The following is a 19262-nucleotide window of genomic DNA, read 5'->3' on the forward strand; positions in this document are numbered from 1 at the left end:
ACCGCGAAGATCGCCTACGCGGACGTCGAGGTGGGCACCGAACTGCCCGCGCGGTCCTTCCCCGTCACGCGTGCCACGCTCGTGCGGTACGCGGGCGCGTCCGGGGACTTCAACCCGATCCACTGGAACGAGAGGTTCGCCAGGGAGGTGGGCCTGCCGGACGTCATCGCGCACGGCATGTTCACCATGGCCGAGGCGATCCGCGTGGTCACCGACTGGACCGGCGACCCGGGCGCGGTCGTCGACTACGGCGTGCGCTTCACCAAGCCCGTCGTCGTCCCCGACGACGACCAGGGCGCTTCGATCGAGGTCAGCGGCAAGGTCGCGGCCAAGCTCGACGACGACACCGTCCGCGTCGACCTGACCGTCACCAGCGCCGGACAGAAGGTGCTGGGCATGTCCCGGGCGCTCGTACGCCTGGCCTGAAGGGCCGTTCGAACGCTGATGTAAGGGGCGTCCTCCATCGCGAGGCGCCCCTTACGCGTGCGCTGCGGACCCCTCACGGGCGGCGAGCGCGGGGGCGGGGCTGTCGGTGCCGTCTCGTAGGCTTGGCGCGTGCTGGAACTCCACGACGCCCCGCTCGCCCCGCTGACCACCTTCCGGCTGGGCGGTCCCGCCACCCGGCTGGTGACCGCGACGACCGACGCCGAGGTGGTCGCCGCCGTGCGCGAGGCCGACGCCGACGGCACGCCGCTCCTCGTCGTCGGCGGCGGCTCCAACCTCGTCATCGGCGACAAGGGCTTCGCGGGAACCGCCCTGCGCATCGCCACCAAGGGTTTCGAGCTCTCCGGTACGACGCTGGAGCTGGCGGCCGGCGAGGTCTGGACCGACGCCGTCGCCCGCACCGTGGAGGCCGGACTCGCCGGCATCGAGTGCCTGGCCGGCATCCCCGGCTCCGCCGGCGCCACCCCCATCCAGAACGTGGGCGCGTACGGGCAGGAGGTCTCCTCCACCATCACCGAGGTCATCGCCTACGACCGCCGCGCCGGCGAGACGATCGCCCTCGGCAATGACGAGTGCGCCTTCTCCTACCGGCACAGCCGCTTCAAGGCCGACCCCGATCGGTACGTCGTCCTGCGTGTCCGGTTCGAGCTCGAGGACGCGGGCGGTCTGTCCGCGCCCCTCAAGTACGCCGAGACGGCGCGTGCGCTGGGTGTGGAGCCCGGCGACCGTGTGCCGCTCGCCGACGCCCGGGAAACGGTGCTCAAGCTGCGGGCCGGCAAGGGCATGGTTCTCGACCCCGAGGACCACGACACCTGGTCGGCGGGTTCCTTCTTCACCAACCCGATCCTCACCGACGGTGACTTCGCGGCGTTCCACGCGCGCGTGCGGGAGCGGCTCGGCGACGGCGTGGAGCCACCCGCCTACCCGGCCGGTGAGGGGCACACCAAGACCTCCGCGGCCTGGCTGATCGACAAGGCGGGCTTCACCAAGGGCTACGGCAGCGGCCCCGCCCGCATCTCCACCAAGCACACGCTCGCCCTCACCAACCGGGGGGAGGCCACGACCGAGGACCTGCTGGCGCTGGCCCGGGAGGTCGTGGCCGGGGTGCGGGAGGCTTTCGGGATCACGCTGGTCAACGAGCCGGTCATGGTCGGAGCCGAACTCTAGGGGGCCGGCTTCGGTCCGGTGCGAGGGCGGGTGCGGGAGCGTTCGGGCTGCGCCTCCGTGCCACTGCCTCCTCAGGGTGCCAGCCAGGCGTCCACCCCCTCCAGGAGCTTGCGCTGGATGTCCTCCGGGGCCGCCGAGCCGCGGATCGACTGGCGGGCCAGTTCCGCCAACTCCTCGTCCGTGAAGGCGTGGTGGCGGCGGGCGAGCTCGTACTGGGCCGCCAGGCGGGAGCCGAAGAGGAGGGGGTCGTCCGCGCCCAGGGCCATGGGGACGCCTGCCTCGTAGAGGGTGCGCAGCGGGACGTCCTCGGGTTTCTCGTAGACGCCCAGGGCCACGTTCGAGGCGGGGCACACCTCGCAGGTCACGCCCCGGTCGGCCAGGCGCTTCAGGAGGCGCGGGTCCTCGGCCGCGCGGACGCCGTGGCCGACGCGTGAGGCGTGCAGGTCGTCCAGGCAGTCGCGGACCGAGGAGGGGCCGGTGAGCTCGCCTCCGTGCGGTGCCGACAGCAGGCCGCCCTCGCGGGCGATGGCGAAGGCACGGTCGAAGTCCCGCGCCATGCCCCGGCGCTCGTCGTTGGAGAGCCCGAAGCCGACGACGCCCTTGTCCGCGTAACGGACGGCCAGGCGGGCCAGGGTGCGCGCGTCCAGGGGGTGCTTCATGCGGTTGGCGGCGACCAGGACGCGCATGCCGAGGCCCGTCTCGCGCGAGGCCGTGTCCACCGCGTCCAGGATGATCTCCAGCGCCGGGATCAGACCGCCCAGGCGGGGAGCGTACGACGTCGGGTCGACCTGGATCTCCAGCCAGCCCGAGCCGTCCCTGACGTCCTCCTCGGCGGCCTCCCGCACCAGGCGCTGTATGTCCTCGGGCTCCCTCAGGCACGAGCGGGCAGCGTCGTACAGGCGCTGGAAGCGGAACCAGCCCCGCTCGTCCGTCGCCCGCAGCTGGGGCGGCTCCCCGCTGGTCAGGGCCTCGGTCAGCGTCTCCGGCAGGCGCACCCCGTACTTGTCCGCCAGTTCCAGCACGGTGGAGGGCCGCATCGAACCGGTGAAATGCAGGTGCAGATGGGCTTTCGGCAGCTCAGAGACATCACGTACACGCTCCATCCAAAGATCCTGCCGTACGTCACGGCCGTCCTGGAAGCGGAATCCACGAACGTGGTCTTGCTCGCACACACGACGGACTCGCACATCGCACGACGGACTCGCACATACGACGGAGGGCCGCACCGGAACGCTCCGGTGCGGCCCTCCGTCGTGTGCGGGTCAGTCCCTGGCCTCGGCCAGCAGCTTCTGGATCCGGCTCACGCCCTCGACGAGGTCCTCGTCGCCCAGCGCGTACGACAGGCGCAGGTAGCCCGGCGTGCCGAAGGCCTCGCCCGGGACGACCGCGACCTCGGCCTCGTCCAGGATGAGCTCGGCCAGCTCGGTGCTGTTCTGCGGACGCCTGCCGCGGATCTCCCTGCCGAGCAGGCCCTTCACGGACGGGTACGCGTAGAACGCGCCCTCGGGCTCGGGGCAGACCACGCCGTCGATCTCGTTGAGCATCCGCACGATGGTCTTGCGGCGGCGGTCGAAGGCCTCCCGCATCTTCGCGACCGCGTCCAGGTCCCCGGAGACCGCCGCGAGCGCGGCGACCTGCGCCACGTTGGACACGTTCGACGTGGCGTGCGACTGCAGGTTCGTGGCCGCCTTCACGACGTCCTTCGGACCGATGATCCAGCCCACGCGCCAGCCGGTCATCGCGTACGTCTTGGCGACACCGTTGACCACGATGCACTTGTCGCGCAGCTCGGGGAGGATCGCCGGGAGCGAGGTGAAGGTCGCGTCGCCGTAGACGAGGTGCTCGTAGATCTCGTCCGTGAGCACCCACAGGCCGTGCTCCACGGCCCAGCGGCCGATCGCCTCGGCCTCCTCGGCGCCGTAGACCGCGCCGGTCGGGTTGGACGGGGAGACGAAGAGCACGACCTTCGTCTTCTCCGTGCGTGCCGCCTCCAGCTGCTCCACCGACACCCGGTAGCCGGTCGTCTCGTCCGCGACGACCTCCACCGGGACACCGCCGGCCAGCCGGATCGACTCCGGGTACGTCGTCCAGTACGGCGCCGGGACGATGACCTCGTCGCCCGGGTCGAGGATCGCGGCGAACGCCTCGTAGATGGCCTGCTTGCCCCCGTTGGTGACCAGGATCTGCGACGGGTCGACCTCGTAGTGCGAGTCCCGCAGGGTCTTCGCGGCGATGGCGGCCTTCAGCTCGGGCAGGCCGCCGGCCGGGGTGTAGCGGTGGTACTTCGGGTTCTTGCAGGCCTCGATGGCGGCCTCGACGATGTAGTCCGGGGTCGGGAAGTCGGGCTCGCCGGCGCCGAAGCCGATCACCGGACGCCCGGCGGCCTTCAGGGCCTTGGCCTTGGCGTCCACGGCGAGGGTGGCGGACTCGGAGATCGCGCCGATTCGGGCGGAGACCCGGCGCTCGGTGGGAGGGGTTGCAGCGCTCATGGGGCCCATGTTTTCAGACAGGAAACCGGCCCGGCACACCGGTTTCACGGACTGAACAACCACGGGCGCACCGTTGAACACCCGTCCGGACGCGGCCGCGTTCCGGGCGGTGGCCTGGGTGATCTTCCGGCGATTTCCCGACGATCTTCCGCCAGGCGCGCCCCACGGGCCACTTTCCGTTCGACGAGGCGGCCAGGACCACGTACACTCCTACGTCGTTGGCCTTCTGCAGCCGCGCCACAACCGGTGCACACCGAGCATCCGGGGGAATGCGGTACGTTGGGGGACACACAAAGGGTCGTAGCTCAATTGGTAGAGCACTGGTCTCCAAAACCAGCGGTTGGGGGTTCAAGTCCCTCCGGCCCTGCTACACACACCTTCGCCAGGATGTGTGCGCATGTACGTACAGCAATGCACCGCCGTGCGGCTCAGACCGGGCGCGGCACGGCCACGACCCGGGAACAGGTGAGGACGAATGGCGGATGCCGTGGGCTCCATCGACACGCCTGATGCCCAGGACGAGGTCCCTGAGGCCAAGAAGAAGACCCGCAAGGGCGGCAAGCGCGCCAAGAAGGGCCCGCTGAAGCGGCTCGCCCTCTTCTATCGCCAGATCGTCGCGGAGCTCCGCAAGGTCGTCTGGCCGACGCGGACCCAGCTGTCGAGGTACACGACGGTGGTGATCATCTTCGTCGTCGTCATGATCGGCCTGGTGACCGTGATTGACTATGGACTCAGCCACGCCGCCAAGTACGTCTTCGGCTGAGCCAAGAGCGAAGGGCGCCGGGTGATCGGCGCCCCTTTCGCGTGTTCCACCCCTATGTATCCAGGAAGAAGCAGCCACCGTGTCTGACCAGAACCTGAACGACGCCATCGAGCCCGACGAGGTCGACGACGAGCTCGACATCGTCGAGGGCGCGGACGAGGACCTGGACGAGTTCGAGGCTGCCGACGCCGAAGCGGGCGAGCCCGCCGAGGAAGCCGCGCTCCACGTCGAGGAAGAGGACGAGGCCGAGGAGGCCGTCGCCGAGGAAGAGCCGGCCGAGCCCGTCGACCCCGTCGCCGCCCTGCGCGAGGAGCTGCGCACCCTGCCCGGCGAGTGGTACGTGATCCACACCTACGCCGGCTACGAGAACCGCGTGAAGACCAACCTGGAGCAGCGCGCCGTCTCGCTGAACGTCGAGGACTACATCTTCCAGGCCGAGGTGCCGCAGGAAGAGGTCGTCCAGATCAAGAACGGCGACCGCAAGACGATCAAGCAGAACAAGCTCCCGGGCTACGTCCTCGTCCGCATGGACCTGACGAACGAGTCCTGGGGCGTCGTCCGCAACACCCCCGGCGTCACCGGCTTCGTGGGCAACGCCTACGACCCGTACCCGCTGACCCTGGACGAGATCGTCAAGATGCTCGCCCCGGAGGCCGAGGAGAAGGCCGCCCGTGAGGCCGCCGAGGCCGAGGGCAAGCCGGCTCCGCAGCGCAAGGTCGAGGTCCAGGTGCTGGACTTCGAGGTCGGCGACTCGGTCACCGTCACCGACGGCCCGTTCGCCACGCTCCAGGCCACCATCAACGAGATCAACGCCGACTCCAAGAAGGTCAAGGGTCTGGTGGAGATCTTCGGTCGTGAGACGCCCGTCGAGCTGTCGTTCGACCAGATCCAGAAGAACTGACACCTTCTGGACGTACCGCTTCCGCGCAGGTCAGGCGGGCTCCTCGTAGCCGGTCTGACCTGCGCGGTTTTAGGCCGCGCATCTATACCCGTTATCGTTGTGCGGTATGCCTGCGTCCGGGTGGTCCCCGAGCGCGGGCAGGACCCGAACCGAAAGGACGCGGAGAGCTATGCCTCCCAAGAAGAAGAAGGTCACGGGGCTCATCAAGCTCCAGATCCAGGCCGGCGCCGCCAACCCGGCTCCGCCGGTCGGCCCGGCGCTGGGTCAGCACGGCGTCAACATCATGGAGTTCTGCAAGGCGTACAACGCCGCGACCGAGTCGCAGCGTGGCTGGGTGATCCCGGTGGAGATCACGGTCTACGAGGACCGTTCCTTCACCTTCATCACCAAGACGCCGCCGGCCGCCAAGATGATCCTCAAGGCCGCGGGCATCGAGAAGGGCTCCGGCGAGCCGCACAAGACCAAGGTCGCCAAGATCACCGAGGCGCAGGTCCGCGAGATCGCCCAGACCAAGCTGCCCGACCTCAACGCCAACGACCTGGACGCCGCCGCGAAGATCATCGCCGGCACCGCGCGTTCCATGGGCGTCACGGTCGAGGGCTGAACCCCAGCCCCGTAGCACCTTCTCAGATCCCTGCAGCTGCCGTACGGGCAGCCGCACGTGGCAGGGCCTGCTCGGCCCGTACCACGCCTCCTCAGAACACACAGGAGCAGTTGTGAGCAAGCGCAGCAAGGCTCTCCGCGCTGCGGACGCCAAGATCGACCGGGAGAAGCTCTACGCCCCGCTCGAGGCCGTCCGTCTCGCCAAGGAGACCTCCACGACCAAGTTCGACGGCACCGTCGAGGTCGCCTTCCGTCTGGGTGTCGACCCGCGCAAGGCCGACCAGATGGTCCGTGGCACCGTGAACCTGCCGCACGGCACCGGCAAGACCGCCCGGGTCCTGGTCTTCGCGACCGGTGACCGTGCTGCGGCCGCGGAGGCCGCGGGCGCCGACATCGTCGGCTCCGACGAACTGATCGACGAGGTCGCGAAGGGCCGTCTGGACTTCGACGCCGTCGTCGCCACCCCGGACCTCATGGGCAAGGTCGGCCGCCTCGGCCGCGTGCTCGGTCCGCGTGGTCTGATGCCGAACCCGAAGACCGGCACCGTCACCCCCGACGTGGCCAAGGCCGTCACCGACATCAAGGGCGGCAAGATCGAGTTCCGTGTCGACAAGCACGCGAACCTGCACTTCATCATCGGCAAGACGTCGTTCGACGACACCAAGCTGGTGGAGAACTACGGCGCGGCCCTGGAGGAGATCCTCCGTCTGAAGCCGTCCGCCGCCAAGGGCCGCTACATCAAGAAGGCCGCCATCAGCACCACGATGGGCCCCGGCATCCCGGTCGACTCGAACCGCACCCGCAACCTCCTCGTCGAGGAGGACCCGGCCGCTGTCTGACCGGGCCGAGCCTGAGCGCTCACCGAAGTCGGTCACGGGCCCCGCACCTTCCCAGGTGCGGGGCCCGTTCCCGTGTGCGGACGCCATGACCTGGGTTAGCGTGCGGTCACGGCGAGCGGACAGGGGGACCGATGACGTGGACGACGGGCCGTGGCGGGCTGGCGCTGGTGGTGGCGGCCCTGCTGATCGGGACGGCCGCCTGTACGTCCTCGGACCGGCCGGCGGAGGAAGGGCGGGCCACCCCCGCTTCCCTCGCGGCCCTGCGGGCCGCCGAGCGGGCCACCGAGCGCGCCGCGTCGGCCAGGGTGCGCTCCACGGCCGTCATGGGCGCGGAGCTCTCCCTCGAGGCCGCCGGCGCCCTCGGCTGGAGCGACGGCCTCACCGGCACCCTCACGATCACCTACACCGGCGGTACCACGGCCGCGACGATGCGCGAGCTGGGCCTCACCTCCATGGAGGCCCGCTACCTGCCCGACGCCTACTACGCACGGACGGGCGAGGCCTTCGCCGCGCGGACCGGCGGCAAGCACTGGGTGCGGTACGGCTACGACGACCTGGAGGGCCTCGGCGCCGGCGCCGACTTCGCGGACCAGATGCGCAACATCACCCCGGACCAGTCCGTGCGGTTGCTGCTCGACTCCGACGATGTGCACGCGGTCGGCGAGGAGACCGTGGACGGGCGGTCCACCACGCACTACTCGGGCACGGTGGAGGTCGCGGACGTGGCCGACGCCGGCCTGAGGCGGCAGCTGGAGCAGGCCGGTGTCACCAGTGAGACCGTCGACATCTGGGTCGACGACCGGGACCTGCTGGTGAAGAAGGCCGAGAGGGGCCGGACGGCGGCCGGCGAGTACAGCCAGACGGCGCACTACGGCGACTACGGCACGAAGGTCTCCGTGGAGGCGCCCCCGCCGCGCGACACCGCGGACTTCTCCGAGCTGCTGGGGAAGCATCCGGCAGCTTGAGGGCTGGAAAGCTTGCTCGAAACTCGCAGGACGGCCAAGAGAGCGCCGGGATATGGTCCCTGATGGGTAATGGACGCGGACGACGCCACGCGTCCCGATGTCCTGGGGGGACACATGAGCGTACGCCGCAACATCGCCGGGGCCACGGCCACCGCCCTGCTGCTCACCGGCGCGGTCGCCTGCGGAGGAGCGGGGAAGGACGTCCAGCAGGGCGCCCAGAGGTCCGCCACGCAGGTGCTGACGGCCGCGTACGAGAAGACGTCCGAGGCCAAGTCCGCCAGAGTCAGCATGACGATGTCGATGCCGTCCGGCATGACGGGCGGTGGCGACATGAAGATGTCCGGGATCATGGGCTGGGACCCGGCCGTGATGGACCTCACGATGGAAGGCTCGGCCCTCGCGGCGGAGCCGGACGCCCCGGACCGTGTCCGGATGATCCTCCGTGACAACGTCATGTACATGGACATGGGGGAGAAGGCGCCGGCCGAGATGGACGGCAAGCGCTGGATGAAGCTGGACATGGCCGCGATGGCGGAGGCCACCGGCGACGCGGAACTGCGCAAGCAGATGTCCTCAGGCCTGGAGAGCATGAACCAGGACCCGACGCAGCAGCTGGCCATGCTGCTCGACTCGCCCAACCTGGAGCACGTGGGCAGCGAGAGGATCGACGGCGCCGAGGCCCAGCACTACAAGGGCACCCTCACCGTCGCGGAGATGCTGGAGACCAACGACTCGCTGGACGTCCTCGACCCCGCGGAGCGCGACGAGCTCCTGAAGCAGGCCGAGAAGGCCGGCATCGAGGGCTACGACACCGAGGTCTGGGTCAACGACGACGACCTGCCGGTGCGGATGGACGTCGGCATGGACACCCCCCAGGGCACGGTGGAGATCACCATGACCTTCTCCGACTACGGCGCGAAGGCCGAGGTCGAGGTGCCGCCGGCCGCCGAGACCTTCGACCTGGCCGAGATGTTCAAGGGGCTCGCGGAGGGTGGCCTCGGCGAGGACGGCGGCGGCGACCCGGCGCTCGACGAGGAACTGGCCGGCCTGGACGAGGAGGACCTGGACCTCTCCGGGCTGGAGACCGCGCCCGCCGTCTGACCCGTCGCGTCGCCGCGCGACCCCGACCGTGCGGGGAACGGATTTGCTTGACGGCGATCCGTTCCCGTACTCTTCCGGAGAAGCCAAAGACCGCAGGTCGTTGCCGTGCGCTCGCAGGAGGGTGCGGCGGCCGAAGGATCCGCTGAAATGCGGGCGACCCGCGCAGGTGACAGTGGAAGTGCTCCCGGACGGACTCCGCCCCACGGAATTCGTCTGGTCGAGCTACGCCTCGTGCGCCTGCGCCGGGGCGTTTCGTTTGTCCCAGCCCCTTCCGCGCGGTCGTCATCACCCGGAAGGAGGCCGACGCTCATGGCAAGGCCCGACAAGGCTGCCGCGGTAGCCGAGCTCGCGGAGCAGTTCCGCAGCTCGAACGCCGCCGTGCTGACCGAGTACCGGGGTCTCACCGTGGCGCAGCTGAAGACGCTGCGCCGTTCGCTCGGTGAGAACGCCCAGTACGCCGTGGTGAAGAACACGCTGACCAAGATTGCGGCCAACGAGGCCGGGATCTCGACGCTCGACGACCTGTTCAACGGTCCGACGGCGGTCGCCTTCGTCACCGGTGACCCGGTGGAGTCGGCGAAGGGTCTTCGTGACTTCGCCAAGGACAACCCGAACCTCGTCATCAAGGGCGGTGTCCTTGACGGCAAGGCGCTGTCCGCCGACGACATCAAGAAGCTTGCGGACCTCGAGTCCCGCGAGGTTCTGCTCTCCAAGCTGGCCGGTGCTCTGAAGGGCAAGCAGTCGCAGGCTGCCGCTGTCTTCCAGGCGCTGCCGTCGAAGCTCGTCCGCACCGTGGACGCGCTGCGCGCCAAGCAGGACGAGCAGGGCGGTGCCGAGTAATTCGGCTCGCGAAATGACCGCCGCCTGAGGCAGCCCGCCTGAGGCAGAGGTCGTAGCGGGCCGAACGTACGCCCGCCAGACATGTACATCCGGCACCAGCCGAATTAGTGGAAGGATCGCCCGTCATGGCGAAGCTCAGCCAGGAAGACCTGCTCGCGCAGTTCGAGGAGATGACCCTCATCGAGCTCTCCGAGTTCGTGAAGGCGTTCGAGGAGAAGTTCGACGTCACCGCCGCCGCCCCGGTCGCGGTTGCCGGTGTCGCGGGCCCGGGTGCCCCGGCCGCCGAGGCCGTCGAGGAGAAGGACGAGTTCGACGTCATCCTCACCGGCGCCGGCGACAAGAAGATCCAGGTCATCAAGGTCGTGCGCGAGCTGACCTCCCTGGGCCTGAAGGAGGCCAAGGACCTCGTCGACGGCACCCCGAAGCCGGTCCTCGAGAAGGTCAACAAGGAGGCCGCGGACAAGGCCGCCGAGGCCCTCAAGGGCGCCGGTGCGTCCGTCGAGGTCAAGTAAGACCTCTGAGGTCCCACCGACCTCCTCTGCGCGCTGAGAACGGCCCTCCGGGGCTGTAACGCGAACGCACCGAAGAGCGATCATCCATCCGGGTGGTCGCTCTTCGGCGTTCTCAGGGGGGCGGCCGCGGTTGCCTTGCACCCGTGTACGCGGGGGGTATGGTGATCATCGTCGTGTCTCGGGAACCCCCGTTCGGGCAACGGGGCCTTGACGAACCGCACGCAGCGCGCAATTCTCAGGACGCGTCGTCACAAGGATCCGAATCCGAGGCATGGATCGACGGCGAAGAGGGCAGTATCAACGTGCGTTGAGGGCAGTGCCTTGTCGCAGGAGTTGAGAACAACGAGGGTCTCGAAAACCCGCAGTGGACATCAGTGTGCCAAGTGGCTACACTGACCCTTTGCGCTGCCTGTTAGCTGTCCCCTGCCCGTCACCAGGGGCATGCCCTCGCCCGAGCATCGATGATGGAAAGATCCCTACCTGGGACTTCTGTCTCTTTCCGCGGGAGAGGGGCCGGTACGCGCGTAGTGAGTCCGAGCCCTCGGAAGGACCCCCTCTTGGCCGCCTCGCGCAACGCCTCGACCGCGAATACGAACAACGGCGCCAGCACCGCCCCGCTGCGCATCTCCTTTGCAAAGATCAAGGAGCCTCTCGAGGTTCCGAACCTGCTCGCGCTGCAGACCGAGAGCTTCGACTGGCTGCTCGGCAACACCGCTTGGCAGAGTCGGGTCGAGGAGGCTCTGGAGAACGGTCAGGACGTCCCCACCAAGTCCGGCCTCGAGGAGATCTTCGAGGAGATCTCCCCGATCGAGGACTTCTCCGGGTCGATGTCGCTGACTTTCCGCGACCACCGTTTCGAGCCGCCGAAGAACAGCATCGACGAGTGCAAGGAGCGCGACTTCACGTACGCGGCTCCGCTCTTCGTGACGGCCGAGTTCACCAACAACGAGACCGGCGAGATCAAGTCCCAGACGGTCTTCATGGGCGACTTCCCGCTCATGACCAACAAGGGCACCTTCGTCATCAACGGCACCGAGCGTGTCGTCGTGTCGCAGCTGGTCCGTTCGCCGGGCGTCTACTTCGACTCGACCATCGACAAGACGTCCGACAAGGACATTTTCTCCGCCAAGATCATCCCGTCCCGGGGTGCCTGGCTGGAGATGGAGATCGACAAGCGCGACATGGTCGGCGTCCGTATCGACCGCAAGCGCAAGCAGTCGGTCACCGTGCTGCTCAAGGCGCTCGGCTGGACGACCGAGCAGATCCTCGAGGAGTTCGGCGACTACGAGTCGATGCGCGCCACCCTGGAGAAGGACCACACCCAGGGCCAGGACGACGCGCTGCTCGACATCTACCGCAAGCTGCGTCCGGGCGAGCCCCCCACGCGTGAGGCCGCGCAGACGCTGCTCGAGAACCTCTACTTCAACCCCAAGCGCTACGACCTCGCGAAGGTCGGCCGCTACAAGGTCAACAAGAAGCTGGGTGCGGACGCTCCGCTGGACGCGGGCATCCTGACCGTCGAGGACATCATCTCGACGATCAAGTACCTGGTGAAGCTGCACGCCGGCGAGACCGAGACCACCGGTGACAGCGGCGACATGATCGTCGTCGAGACCGACGACATCGACCACTTCGGCAACCGTCGTCTGCGCAGCGTCGGCGAGCTCATCCAGAACCAGGTCCGCACGGGCCTGGCTCGTATGGAGCGCGTCGTCCGCGAGCGCATGACGACCCAGGACGTCGAGGCGATCACGCCGCAGACGCTGATCAACATCCGGCCGGTCGTCGCCTCCATCAAGGAGTTCTTCGGCACCAGCCAGCTGTCGCAGTTCATGGACCAGAACAACCCGCTGTCCGGGCTGACGCACAAGCGTCGTCTGTCCGCGCTCGGCCCGGGTGGTCTGTCCCGTGAGCGGGCCGGCTTCGAGGTCCGTGACGTGCACCCGTCGCACTACGGCCGTATGTGCCCGATCGAGACCCCTGAAGGCCCGAACATCGGTCTGATCGGCTCGCTCGCCTCCTACGGTCGCGTCAACGCCTTCGGTTTCGTCGAGACCCCGTACCGCAAGGTCGTCGACGGCCAGGTCACCGACGAGGTGGACTACCTGACGGCCGACGAGGAGGACCGCTTCGTCATCGCGCAGGCCAACGCCACGCTCAACGACGAGCTGCGCTTCTCCGAGGCCCGTGTCCTCGTCCGCCGCCGTGGCGGCGAGGTCGACTACGTCAGCCCCGAGGACGTCGACTACATGGACGTCTCGCCGCGCCAGATGGTGTCGGTCGCGACCGCCATGATCCCGTTCCTCGAGCACGACGACGCCAACCGTGCCCTCATGGGCGCGAACATGATGCGTCAGGCCGTGCCGCTGATTAAGTCGGAGTCCCCGCTCGTCGGCACCGGCATGGAGTACCGCTCCGCGGTCGACGCCGGCGACGTGGTCAAGGCCGAGAAGGCCGGTGTGGTCCAGGAGGTCTCCGCCGACTACATCACCACCGCCAACGACGACGGCACGTACATCACGTACCGCCTGGCCAAGTTCGCCCGCTCCAACCAGGGCACCTCGGTCAACCAGAAGGTCATCGTCAACGAGGGCGACCGGATCGTCGAGGGCCAGGTCCTCGCCGACGGCCCGGCCACCCAGAACGGCGAGATGGCGCTCGGCAAGAACCTGCTCGTGGCGTTCATGCCGTGGGAGGGTCACAACTACGAGGACGCGATCATCCTGTCGCAGCGCCTCGTGCAGGACGACGTCCTCTCCTCGATCCACATCGAGGAGCACGAGGTCGACGCCCGTGACACCAAGCTCGGCCCCGAGGAGATCACCCGGGACATCCCGAACGTCTCCGAGGAGGTCCTCGCCGACCTCGACGAGCGCGGCATCATCCGCATCGGCGCCGAGGTCATCGCCGGTGACATCCTCGTCGGCAAGGTCACGCCCAAGGGTGAGACCGAGCTGACGCCCGAGGAGCGACTGCTGCGCGCGATCTTCGGTGAGAAGGCCCGTGAGGTCCGCGACACCTCGCTGAAGGTGCCGCACGGCGAGACCGGCAAGGTCATCGGCGTGCGCGTCTTCGACCGCGAGGAGGGCGACGAGCTTCCCCCCGGTGTGAACCAGCTGGTGCGCGTCTACGTCGCGCAGAAGCGCAAGATCACCGACGGTGACAAGCTCGCCGGCCGTCACGGCAACAAGGGCGTCATCTCCAAGATCCTGCCCATCGAGGACATGCCGTTCCTCGAGGACGGGACCCCGGTCGACATCATCCTCAACCCGCTCGGTGTGCCGTCCCGAATGAACCCGGGACAGGTGCTGGAGATCCACCTCGGCTGGCTCGCCAGCCGCGGTTGGGACGTCTCCGGTCTCGCCGACGAGTGGGCCCAGCGCCTGCAGGCCATCGGCGCCGACCAGGTCGCCCCGGGCACCAACGTCGCCACCCCGGTGTTCGACGGTGCGCGTGAGGACGAGCTCGCGGGTCTGCTGCAGCACACCATCCCGAACCGCGACGGCGAGCGCATGGTGCTCCCGTCCGGCAAGGCGCGGCTGTTCGACGGCCGTAGCGGTGAGCCGTTCCCGGACCCGATCTCGGTCGGCTACATGTACATCCTGAAGCTGCACCACCTGGTCGACGACAAGCTGCACGCCCGCTCGACCGGTCCGTACTCGATGATCACCCAGCAGCCGCTGGGTGGTAAGGCTCAGTTCGGTGGCCAGCGGTTCGGCGAGATGGAGGTGTGGGCACTCGAGGCCTACGGTGCGGCGTACGCCCTCCAGGAGCTGCTGACCATCAAGTCCGACGACGTCACCGGCCGCGTGAAGGTCTACGAGGCCATCGTCAAGGGCGAGAACATCCCCGAGCCCGGCATCCCCGAGTCCTTCAAGGTGCTCATCAAGGAGATGCAGTCCCTTTGCCTGAACGTGGAGGTGCTGTCCAGCGACGGTATGTCCATCGAGATGCGTGACACCGACGAGGACGTCTTCCGCGCTGCGGAGGAGCTCGGCATCGACCTGTCCCGGCGCGAGCCGAGCAGCGTCGAAGAGGTCTGACGGGAGTCCGGCGGACCTTGAACCACAAAGGTCCGCCGGCCCCAGGACCCCCGTTTCAGACCCCAAGACTTACGACCCTGAGAGGGATTGACGCATAGTGCTCGACGTCAACTTCTTCGACGAGCTCCGGATCGGCCTGGCCACCGCTGACGACATCCGTCAGTGGAGCCACGGCGAGGTCAAGAAGCCCGAGACCATCAACTACCGCACGCTCAAGCCGGAAAAGGACGGGCTCTTCTGCGAGAAGATCTTCGGTCCGACCCGGGACTGGGAGTGCTACTGCGGCAAGTACAAGCGCGTCCGCTTCAAGGGCATCATCTGTGAGCGCTGTGGCGTCGAGGTGACCCGCGCCAAGGTGCGCCGTGAGCGGATGGGCCACATCGAGCTGGCCGCGCCCGTCACGCACATCTGGTACTTCAAGGGTGTCCCGAGCCGGCTGGGCTACCTGCTCGACCTGGCTCCCAAGGACCTCGAGAAGGTCATCTACTTCGCGGCGTACATGATCACGTACGTCGACGAGGAGCGCCGTACGCGCGACCTGCCCTCCCTGGAGGCGCACGTCTCGGTCGAGCGGCAGCAGATCGAGAACCGCCGGGACGCCGACCTGGAGGCCCGCGCCAAGAAGCTCGAGTCCGACCTGGCCGAGCTCGAGGCCGAGGGCGCCAAGGCCGATGTGCGCCGGAAGGTGCGCGAAGGCGCCGAGCGCGAGATGAAGCAGCTTCGTGACCGTGCGCAGCGCGAGATCGACCGTCTCGACGAGGTGTGGACCCGGTTCAAGAACCTCAAGGTCCAGGACCTCGAGGGCGACGAGCTGCTCTACCGCGAGCTGCGTGACCGCTTCGGCACGTACTTCGACGGTTCGATGGGTGCCGCGGCGCTGCAGAAGCGCCTGGAGTCCTTCGACCTCGACGAGGAGGCCGAGCGCCTCCGCGAGATCATCCGTACCGGCAAGGGCCAGAAGAAGACCCGTGCGCTCAAGCGCCTGAAGGTCGTCTCCGCGTTCCTGCAGACCAGCAACAGCCCCAAGGGCATGGTGCTCGACTGCGTGCCGGTCATCCCGCCGGACCTGCGTCCGATGGTGCAGCTGGACGGTGGCCGCTTCGCGACCTCCGATCTGAACGACCTGTACCGCCGTGTGATCAACCGCAACAACCGTCTGAAGAGGCTCCTTGACCTCGGCGCGCCCGAGATCATCGTCAACAACGAGAAGCGCATGCTTCAGGAGGCTGTTGACGCCCTCTTCGACAACGGTCGTCGCGGCCGCCCGGTGACCGGTCCCGGTAACCGCCCGCTGAAGTCCCTCAGCGACATGCTGAAGGGCAAGCAGGGTCGTTTCCGTCAGAACCTGCTCGGCAAGCGCGTGGACTACTCCGCGCGTTCCGTGATCGTCGTCGGTCCGCAGCTCAAGCTGCACCAGTGCGGTCTGCCGAAGGCGATGGCCCTGGAGCTCTTCAAGCCGTTCGTGATGAAGCGCCTGGTCGACCTGAACCACGCGCAGAACATCAAGAGCGCCAAGCGGATGGTCGAGCGCGGCCGCACGGTCGTGTACGACGTCCTCGAAGAGGTCATCGCCGAGCACCCGGTTCTGCTGAACCGTGCGCCCACGCTGCACCGCCTCGGCATCCAGGCCTTCGAGCCGCAGCTGGTCGAGGGCAAGGCCATCCAGATCCACCCGCTCGTCTGCACCGCGTTCAACGCGGACTTCGACGGTGACCAGATGGCCGTGCACCTGCCGCTGTCCGCGGAGGCGCAGGCCGAGGCCCGCATCCTGATGCTGTCCTCGAACAACATCCTCAAGCCCGCCGACGGCCGTCCGGTGACGATGCCGACCCAGGACATGGTCCTCGGTCTGTTCTTCCTCACCACCGACGGTGAGATGCGGGACGTCAAGGGTGAGGACCGCTCCTTCTCCTCCGTCGCCGAGGCGATCATGGCCTTCGACGCGGGCGAGCTCTCGCTCCAGTCGAAGATCGACATCCGCTTCCCGGTGGGCACCATCCCGCCGCGTGGCTGGACCCCGCCGGCGCAGGAAGAGGGCGAGCCGGAGTGGCAGCAGGGTGACAGCTTCCGTCTGAAGACCACGCTCGGCCGTGCGCTCTTCAACGAGCTGCTGCCCGAGGACTACCCGTTCGTCGACTACGAGGTCGGCAAGAAGCAGCTCTCCGAGATCGTCAACGACCTCGCCGAGCGCTACCCGAAGGTCATCGTGGCGGCGACGCTCGACAACCTGAAGGCATCCGGCTTCTACTGGGCCACCCGCTCCGGCGTCACCGTCGCCATCTCCGACGTCGTCGTCCCCGAGGCGAAGAAGGAGATCGTCCGCGGCTACGAGGCGCAGGACGAGAAGGTCCAGAAGCAGTACGAGCGCGGTCTGATCACCAAGGACGAGCGCACGCAGGAGCTCATCGCGATCTGGACCAAGGCGACCAACGAGGTCGCCGAGGCGATGAACGACAACTTCCCGAAGACCAACCCGATCTTCATGATGGTGAACTCGGGTGCACGAGGCAACATGATGCAGATGCGTCAGATCGCCGGTATGCGTGGTCTGGTGTCGAACGCGAAGAACGAGACGATCCCGCGTCCGATCAAGGCGTCGTTCCGTGAGGGTCTGTCCGTGCTGGAGTACTTCATCTCCACGCACGGTGCCCGTAAGGGTCTGGCGGACACCGCTCTGCGGACCGCCGACTCGGGTTACCTGACCCGTCGTCTGGTCGACGTCTCCCAGGACGTCATCATCCGCGAGGAGGACTGCGGCACCGACCGTGGCCTCAAGCTGGCGATCGCCGAGCGCGGCGAGGACGGTGTCCTGCGCAAGACGGGCAACGTCGAGACGTCCGTGTACGCGCGCTGCCTCGCCGAGGACATCGTGGTCGACGGCAAGGTGCTGGCCCCGGCCGGTACCGACCTCGGCGACGTGCTCATCGACGAGCTGGTCCGCCACGGCGTGGAGACGGTCAAGACCCGCTCGGTCCTGACCTGCGAGTCCGCCGTCGGCACCTGCGCCATGTGCTACGGCCGCTCGCTGGCCACCGGCAAGCTGGTCGACATCGGTGAGGCGGTCGGCATCATCGCCGCCCAGTCCATCGGTGAGCCCGGTACCCAGCTGACGATGCGTACCTTCCACACCGGTGGTGTGGCCGGTGACGACATCACCCAGGGTCTGCCGCGTGTCGTCGAGCTCTTCGAGGCCCGTACCCCGAAGGGTGTCGCCCCGATCTCCGAGGCCTCCGGCCGCGTGCGGATCGAGGAGACCGAGAAGACCAAGAAGATCGTCATCACGCCGGACGACGGCAGCGACGAGACGGCGTACCCGATCTCGAAGCGCGCCCGACTCCTGGTCAGCGAGGGCGAGCACGTCGAGGTGGGCCAGAAGCTCACCGTGGGTGCCACCAACCCGCACGACGTGCTGCGCATCCTGGGCCAGCGTGCCGTCCAGGTCCACCTGGTCGGCGAGGTCCAGAAGGTGTACAACTCGCAGGGTGTGTCGATCCACGACAAGCACATCGAGATCATCATCCGGCAGATGCTGCGCCGCGTGACGATCATCGAGTCCGGCGACGCCGAGCTGCTGCCCGGCGAGCTGGTCGAGCGCTCGAAGTTCGAGCACGAGAACCGTCGTGTGGTCCAGGAGGGCGGTCACCCGGCCTCCGGTCGTCCGCAGCTCATGGGTATCACCAAGGCCTCGCTGGCCACGGAGTCCTGGCTGTCGGCGGCGTCCTTCCAGGAGACGACCAGGGTCCTCACGGACGCGGCGATCAACGCCAAGTCCGACTCCCTGATCGGCCTCAAGGAGAACGTCATCATCGGTAAGCTCATCCCGGCCGGTACGGGTCTGTCCCGCTACCGCAACATCCGGGTCGAGCCGACCGAGGAGGCGAAGGCCGCGATGTACTCGGCTGTCGGCTACGACGACATCGACTACTCGCCGTTCGGCACGGGCTCCGGCCAGGCCGTTCCGCTGGAGGACTACGACTACGGTCCGTACAACCAGTAAGCGGGCATGAGTCGAAGGGCGGTCACGCCGTACGTAGGTACGGGGTGACCGCCCTTCGGCGTTTCAGCCTTGCGGCCTAGCTGCCTTTCCAGGTGTCGTTGTGTTTCGGGCTAGCGGCCGGTCAGCTCCCAGAGCGCGACGGCCGCCGTCGCCATGGCGGCCAGGGCGCCGATGCTGGCGACCGGCCAGCGGGAGCGTTCCAGGGCGTCGAGGCGCTGTTCGTGGTCGGCGAGCTGCTTGTCGGTCTGGTCGCTGCGCTGGACCAGCAGGGCGAGCTGGCCGTCGGCGCGGGCGAAGCCGGCCTCGACGGTGCCGCGCAGGCGTTCGAGTTCGACGGCGACGACGGCCGGGTCGGATTCGTTCACGCGTCGCTCTTTTCGCCGGTCGCTGCGTCCGTGCGCAGCCAGGCGGGCAGCAGGGACTGGACGCCGGACAGGGCCATGATCCGGGTCACGGCGCCGGCCGTGGCGAGGGCCGCCGCGACCCCGGGCAGGGTGCCGGGGACGCCGGCGGCGTCGACGACCGTCGGCAGCAGCACGCACAGGGCGACGGCGGTTTGCAGGACGGTGCGGAGGGTCCGCTTCGTGGCCTCTGACAT

Annotated in this window: 16 protein-coding genes and 1 tRNA gene; 13 read left to right on the forward strand and 4 right to left on the reverse strand. The window is 68.2% G+C overall.

The genetic code is table 11. The annotated features are described in order from the left end of the window. Together ACIHAR_RS15285 and ACIHAR_RS15290 are read left to right on the forward strand one after the other, a co-directional pair. The coding region (locus ACIHAR_RS15285; RefSeq protein WP_400019695.1) for a MaoC family dehydratase at positions 1–426 on the forward strand (426 nt) is incomplete at its 5' end. A 129-nt stretch (positions 427–555) separates the two neighbouring features. Next, positions 556–1611, forward strand: coding sequence for a UDP-N-acetylmuramate dehydrogenase (locus tag ACIHAR_RS15290; protein ID WP_400019697.1), 1056 nt, complete (start codon positions 556–558; stop codon positions 1609–1611). 71 nt (positions 1612–1682) lie between these two features. Here ACIHAR_RS15290 and ACIHAR_RS15295 read toward each other — a convergent pair whose 3' ends face one another. Further along, positions 1683–2714, reverse strand: a complete 1032-nt coding sequence (locus ACIHAR_RS15295) for an adenosine deaminase (protein WP_365467645.1) — start codon at positions 2712–2714, stop codon at positions 1683–1685. 159 nt (positions 2715–2873) lie between these two features. Next, entirely contained in the window at positions 2874–4100 is a 1227-nt protein-coding gene (locus ACIHAR_RS15300; protein ID WP_365467648.1) for a pyridoxal phosphate-dependent aminotransferase, read from the reverse strand. A gap of 294 nt (positions 4101–4394) precedes the next feature. Between ACIHAR_RS15300 and ACIHAR_RS15305 the strand changes: the two genes are divergently transcribed. The 11 genes from ACIHAR_RS15305 to ACIHAR_RS15355 all read left to right on the forward strand — a co-directional run bounded on the left by ACIHAR_RS15305 (position 4395) and on the right by ACIHAR_RS15355 (position 18664). Beyond that, positions 4395–4467, forward strand: a tRNA-Trp gene (locus ACIHAR_RS15305). A 108-nt stretch (positions 4468–4575) separates the two neighbouring features. Then, positions 4576–4863 carry a preprotein translocase subunit SecE gene (secE, locus tag ACIHAR_RS15310; RefSeq protein ID WP_365467651.1) on the forward strand — a complete coding sequence of 96 codons (288 nt, stop codon included), beginning with the start codon at positions 4576–4578 and terminating at the stop codon, positions 4861–4863. 79 nt (positions 4864–4942) lie between these two features. Then, the gene (gene nusG, locus ACIHAR_RS15315; RefSeq protein WP_365467654.1) at positions 4943–5764 is read left to right on the forward strand and encodes a transcription termination/antitermination protein NusG; all 822 of its coding nucleotides are present in this window, start codon (positions 4943–4945) and stop codon (positions 5762–5764) included. A 169-nt stretch (positions 5765–5933) separates the two neighbouring features. Continuing rightward, the gene (gene rplK, locus ACIHAR_RS15320) at positions 5934–6368 is read left to right on the forward strand and encodes a 50S ribosomal protein L11 (RefSeq protein WP_003998857.1); all 435 of its coding nucleotides are present in this window, start codon (positions 5934–5936) and stop codon (positions 6366–6368) included. Positions 6369–6480: 112 nt separating this feature from the next. Next, a complete protein-coding gene (rplA, locus tag ACIHAR_RS15325) occupies positions 6481–7206 on the forward strand; it encodes a 50S ribosomal protein L1 (protein WP_365467657.1) in 726 nt (241 codons plus the stop codon). 131 nt (positions 7207–7337) lie between these two features. Next, positions 7338–8171, forward strand: coding sequence for a hypothetical protein (locus ACIHAR_RS15330; protein WP_400019702.1), 834 nt, complete (start codon positions 7338–7340; stop codon positions 8169–8171). 114 nt (positions 8172–8285) lie between these two features. Next, positions 8286–9272 carry a hypothetical protein gene (locus tag ACIHAR_RS15335; RefSeq protein WP_400019704.1) on the forward strand — a complete coding sequence of 329 codons (987 nt, stop codon included), beginning with the start codon at positions 8286–8288 and terminating at the stop codon, positions 9270–9272. Between the two features lie 309 nt (positions 9273–9581). After that, complete coding sequence (gene rplJ, locus ACIHAR_RS15340) at positions 9582–10112, forward strand: 50S ribosomal protein L10 (RefSeq protein ID WP_365467666.1); 531 nt, start codon at positions 9582–9584, stop codon at positions 10110–10112. Between the two features lie 125 nt (positions 10113–10237). Further along, complete coding sequence (gene rplL / locus ACIHAR_RS15345) at positions 10238–10624, forward strand: 50S ribosomal protein L7/L12 (RefSeq protein WP_365467669.1); 387 nt, start codon at positions 10238–10240, stop codon at positions 10622–10624. Positions 10625–11181: 557 nt separating this feature from the next. Continuing rightward, positions 11182–14667 carry a DNA-directed RNA polymerase subunit beta gene (gene rpoB, locus ACIHAR_RS15350; RefSeq protein WP_365467672.1) on the forward strand — a complete coding sequence of 1162 codons (3486 nt, stop codon included), beginning with the start codon at positions 11182–11184 and terminating at the stop codon, positions 14665–14667. Between the two features lie 97 nt (positions 14668–14764). After that, positions 14765–18664, forward strand: coding sequence for a DNA-directed RNA polymerase subunit beta' (locus ACIHAR_RS15355; protein WP_365467675.1), 3900 nt, complete (start codon positions 14765–14767; stop codon positions 18662–18664). A gap of 110 nt (positions 18665–18774) precedes the next feature. Here the strand turns inward: ACIHAR_RS15355 and ACIHAR_RS15360 are convergent, their stop codons facing one another. After that, positions 18775–19029 carry a hypothetical protein gene (locus ACIHAR_RS15360; protein ID WP_365467678.1) on the reverse strand — a complete coding sequence of 85 codons (255 nt, stop codon included), beginning with the start codon at positions 19027–19029 and terminating at the stop codon, positions 18775–18777. Further along, positions 19026–19262 carry a hypothetical protein gene (locus ACIHAR_RS15365; RefSeq protein WP_400019709.1) on the reverse strand — a complete coding sequence of 79 codons (237 nt, stop codon included), beginning with the start codon at positions 19260–19262 and terminating at the stop codon, positions 19026–19028. The genes ACIHAR_RS15360 and ACIHAR_RS15365 overlap by 4 nt, the downstream gene beginning before the upstream one ends.

The organism is Streptomyces sp. NPDC052016 (genome assembly GCF_044548445.1).
Classification (GTDB): domain Bacteria; phylum Actinomycetota; class Actinomycetes; order Streptomycetales; family Streptomycetaceae; genus Streptomyces.

Bases quoted from the DNA above. Each gene is read 5' to 3' on its own strand.
- rplL (WP_365467669.1), top strand. From the start codon at position 10,238: ATGGCGAAGCTCAGCCAGGAAGACCTGCTCGCGCAGTTCGAGGAGATG.
- ACIHAR_RS15365 (WP_400019709.1), bottom strand. From the start codon at position 19,262: ATGTCAGAGGCCACGAAGCGGACCCTCCGCACCGTCCTGCAAACCGCC.
- ACIHAR_RS15335 (WP_400019704.1), top strand. From the start codon at position 8,286: ATGAGCGTACGCCGCAACATCGCCGGGGCCACGGCCACCGCCCTGCTG.
- secE (WP_365467651.1), top strand. From the start codon at position 4,576: ATGGCGGATGCCGTGGGCTCCATCGACACGCCTGATGCCCAGGACGAG.
- ACIHAR_RS15330 (WP_400019702.1), top strand. From the start codon at position 7,338: ATGACGTGGACGACGGGCCGTGGCGGGCTGGCGCTGGTGGTGGCGGCC.
- ACIHAR_RS15300 (WP_365467648.1), bottom strand. From the start codon at position 4,100: ATGAGCGCTGCAACCCCTCCCACCGAGCGCCGGGTCTCCGCCCGAATC.
- rplK (WP_003998857.1), top strand. From the start codon at position 5,934: ATGCCTCCCAAGAAGAAGAAGGTCACGGGGCTCATCAAGCTCCAGATC.
- ACIHAR_RS15295 (WP_365467645.1), bottom strand. From the start codon at position 2,714: ATGGAGCGTGTACGTGATGTCTCTGAGCTGCCGAAAGCCCATCTGCAC.
- rplJ (WP_365467666.1), top strand. From the start codon at position 9,582: ATGGCAAGGCCCGACAAGGCTGCCGCGGTAGCCGAGCTCGCGGAGCAG.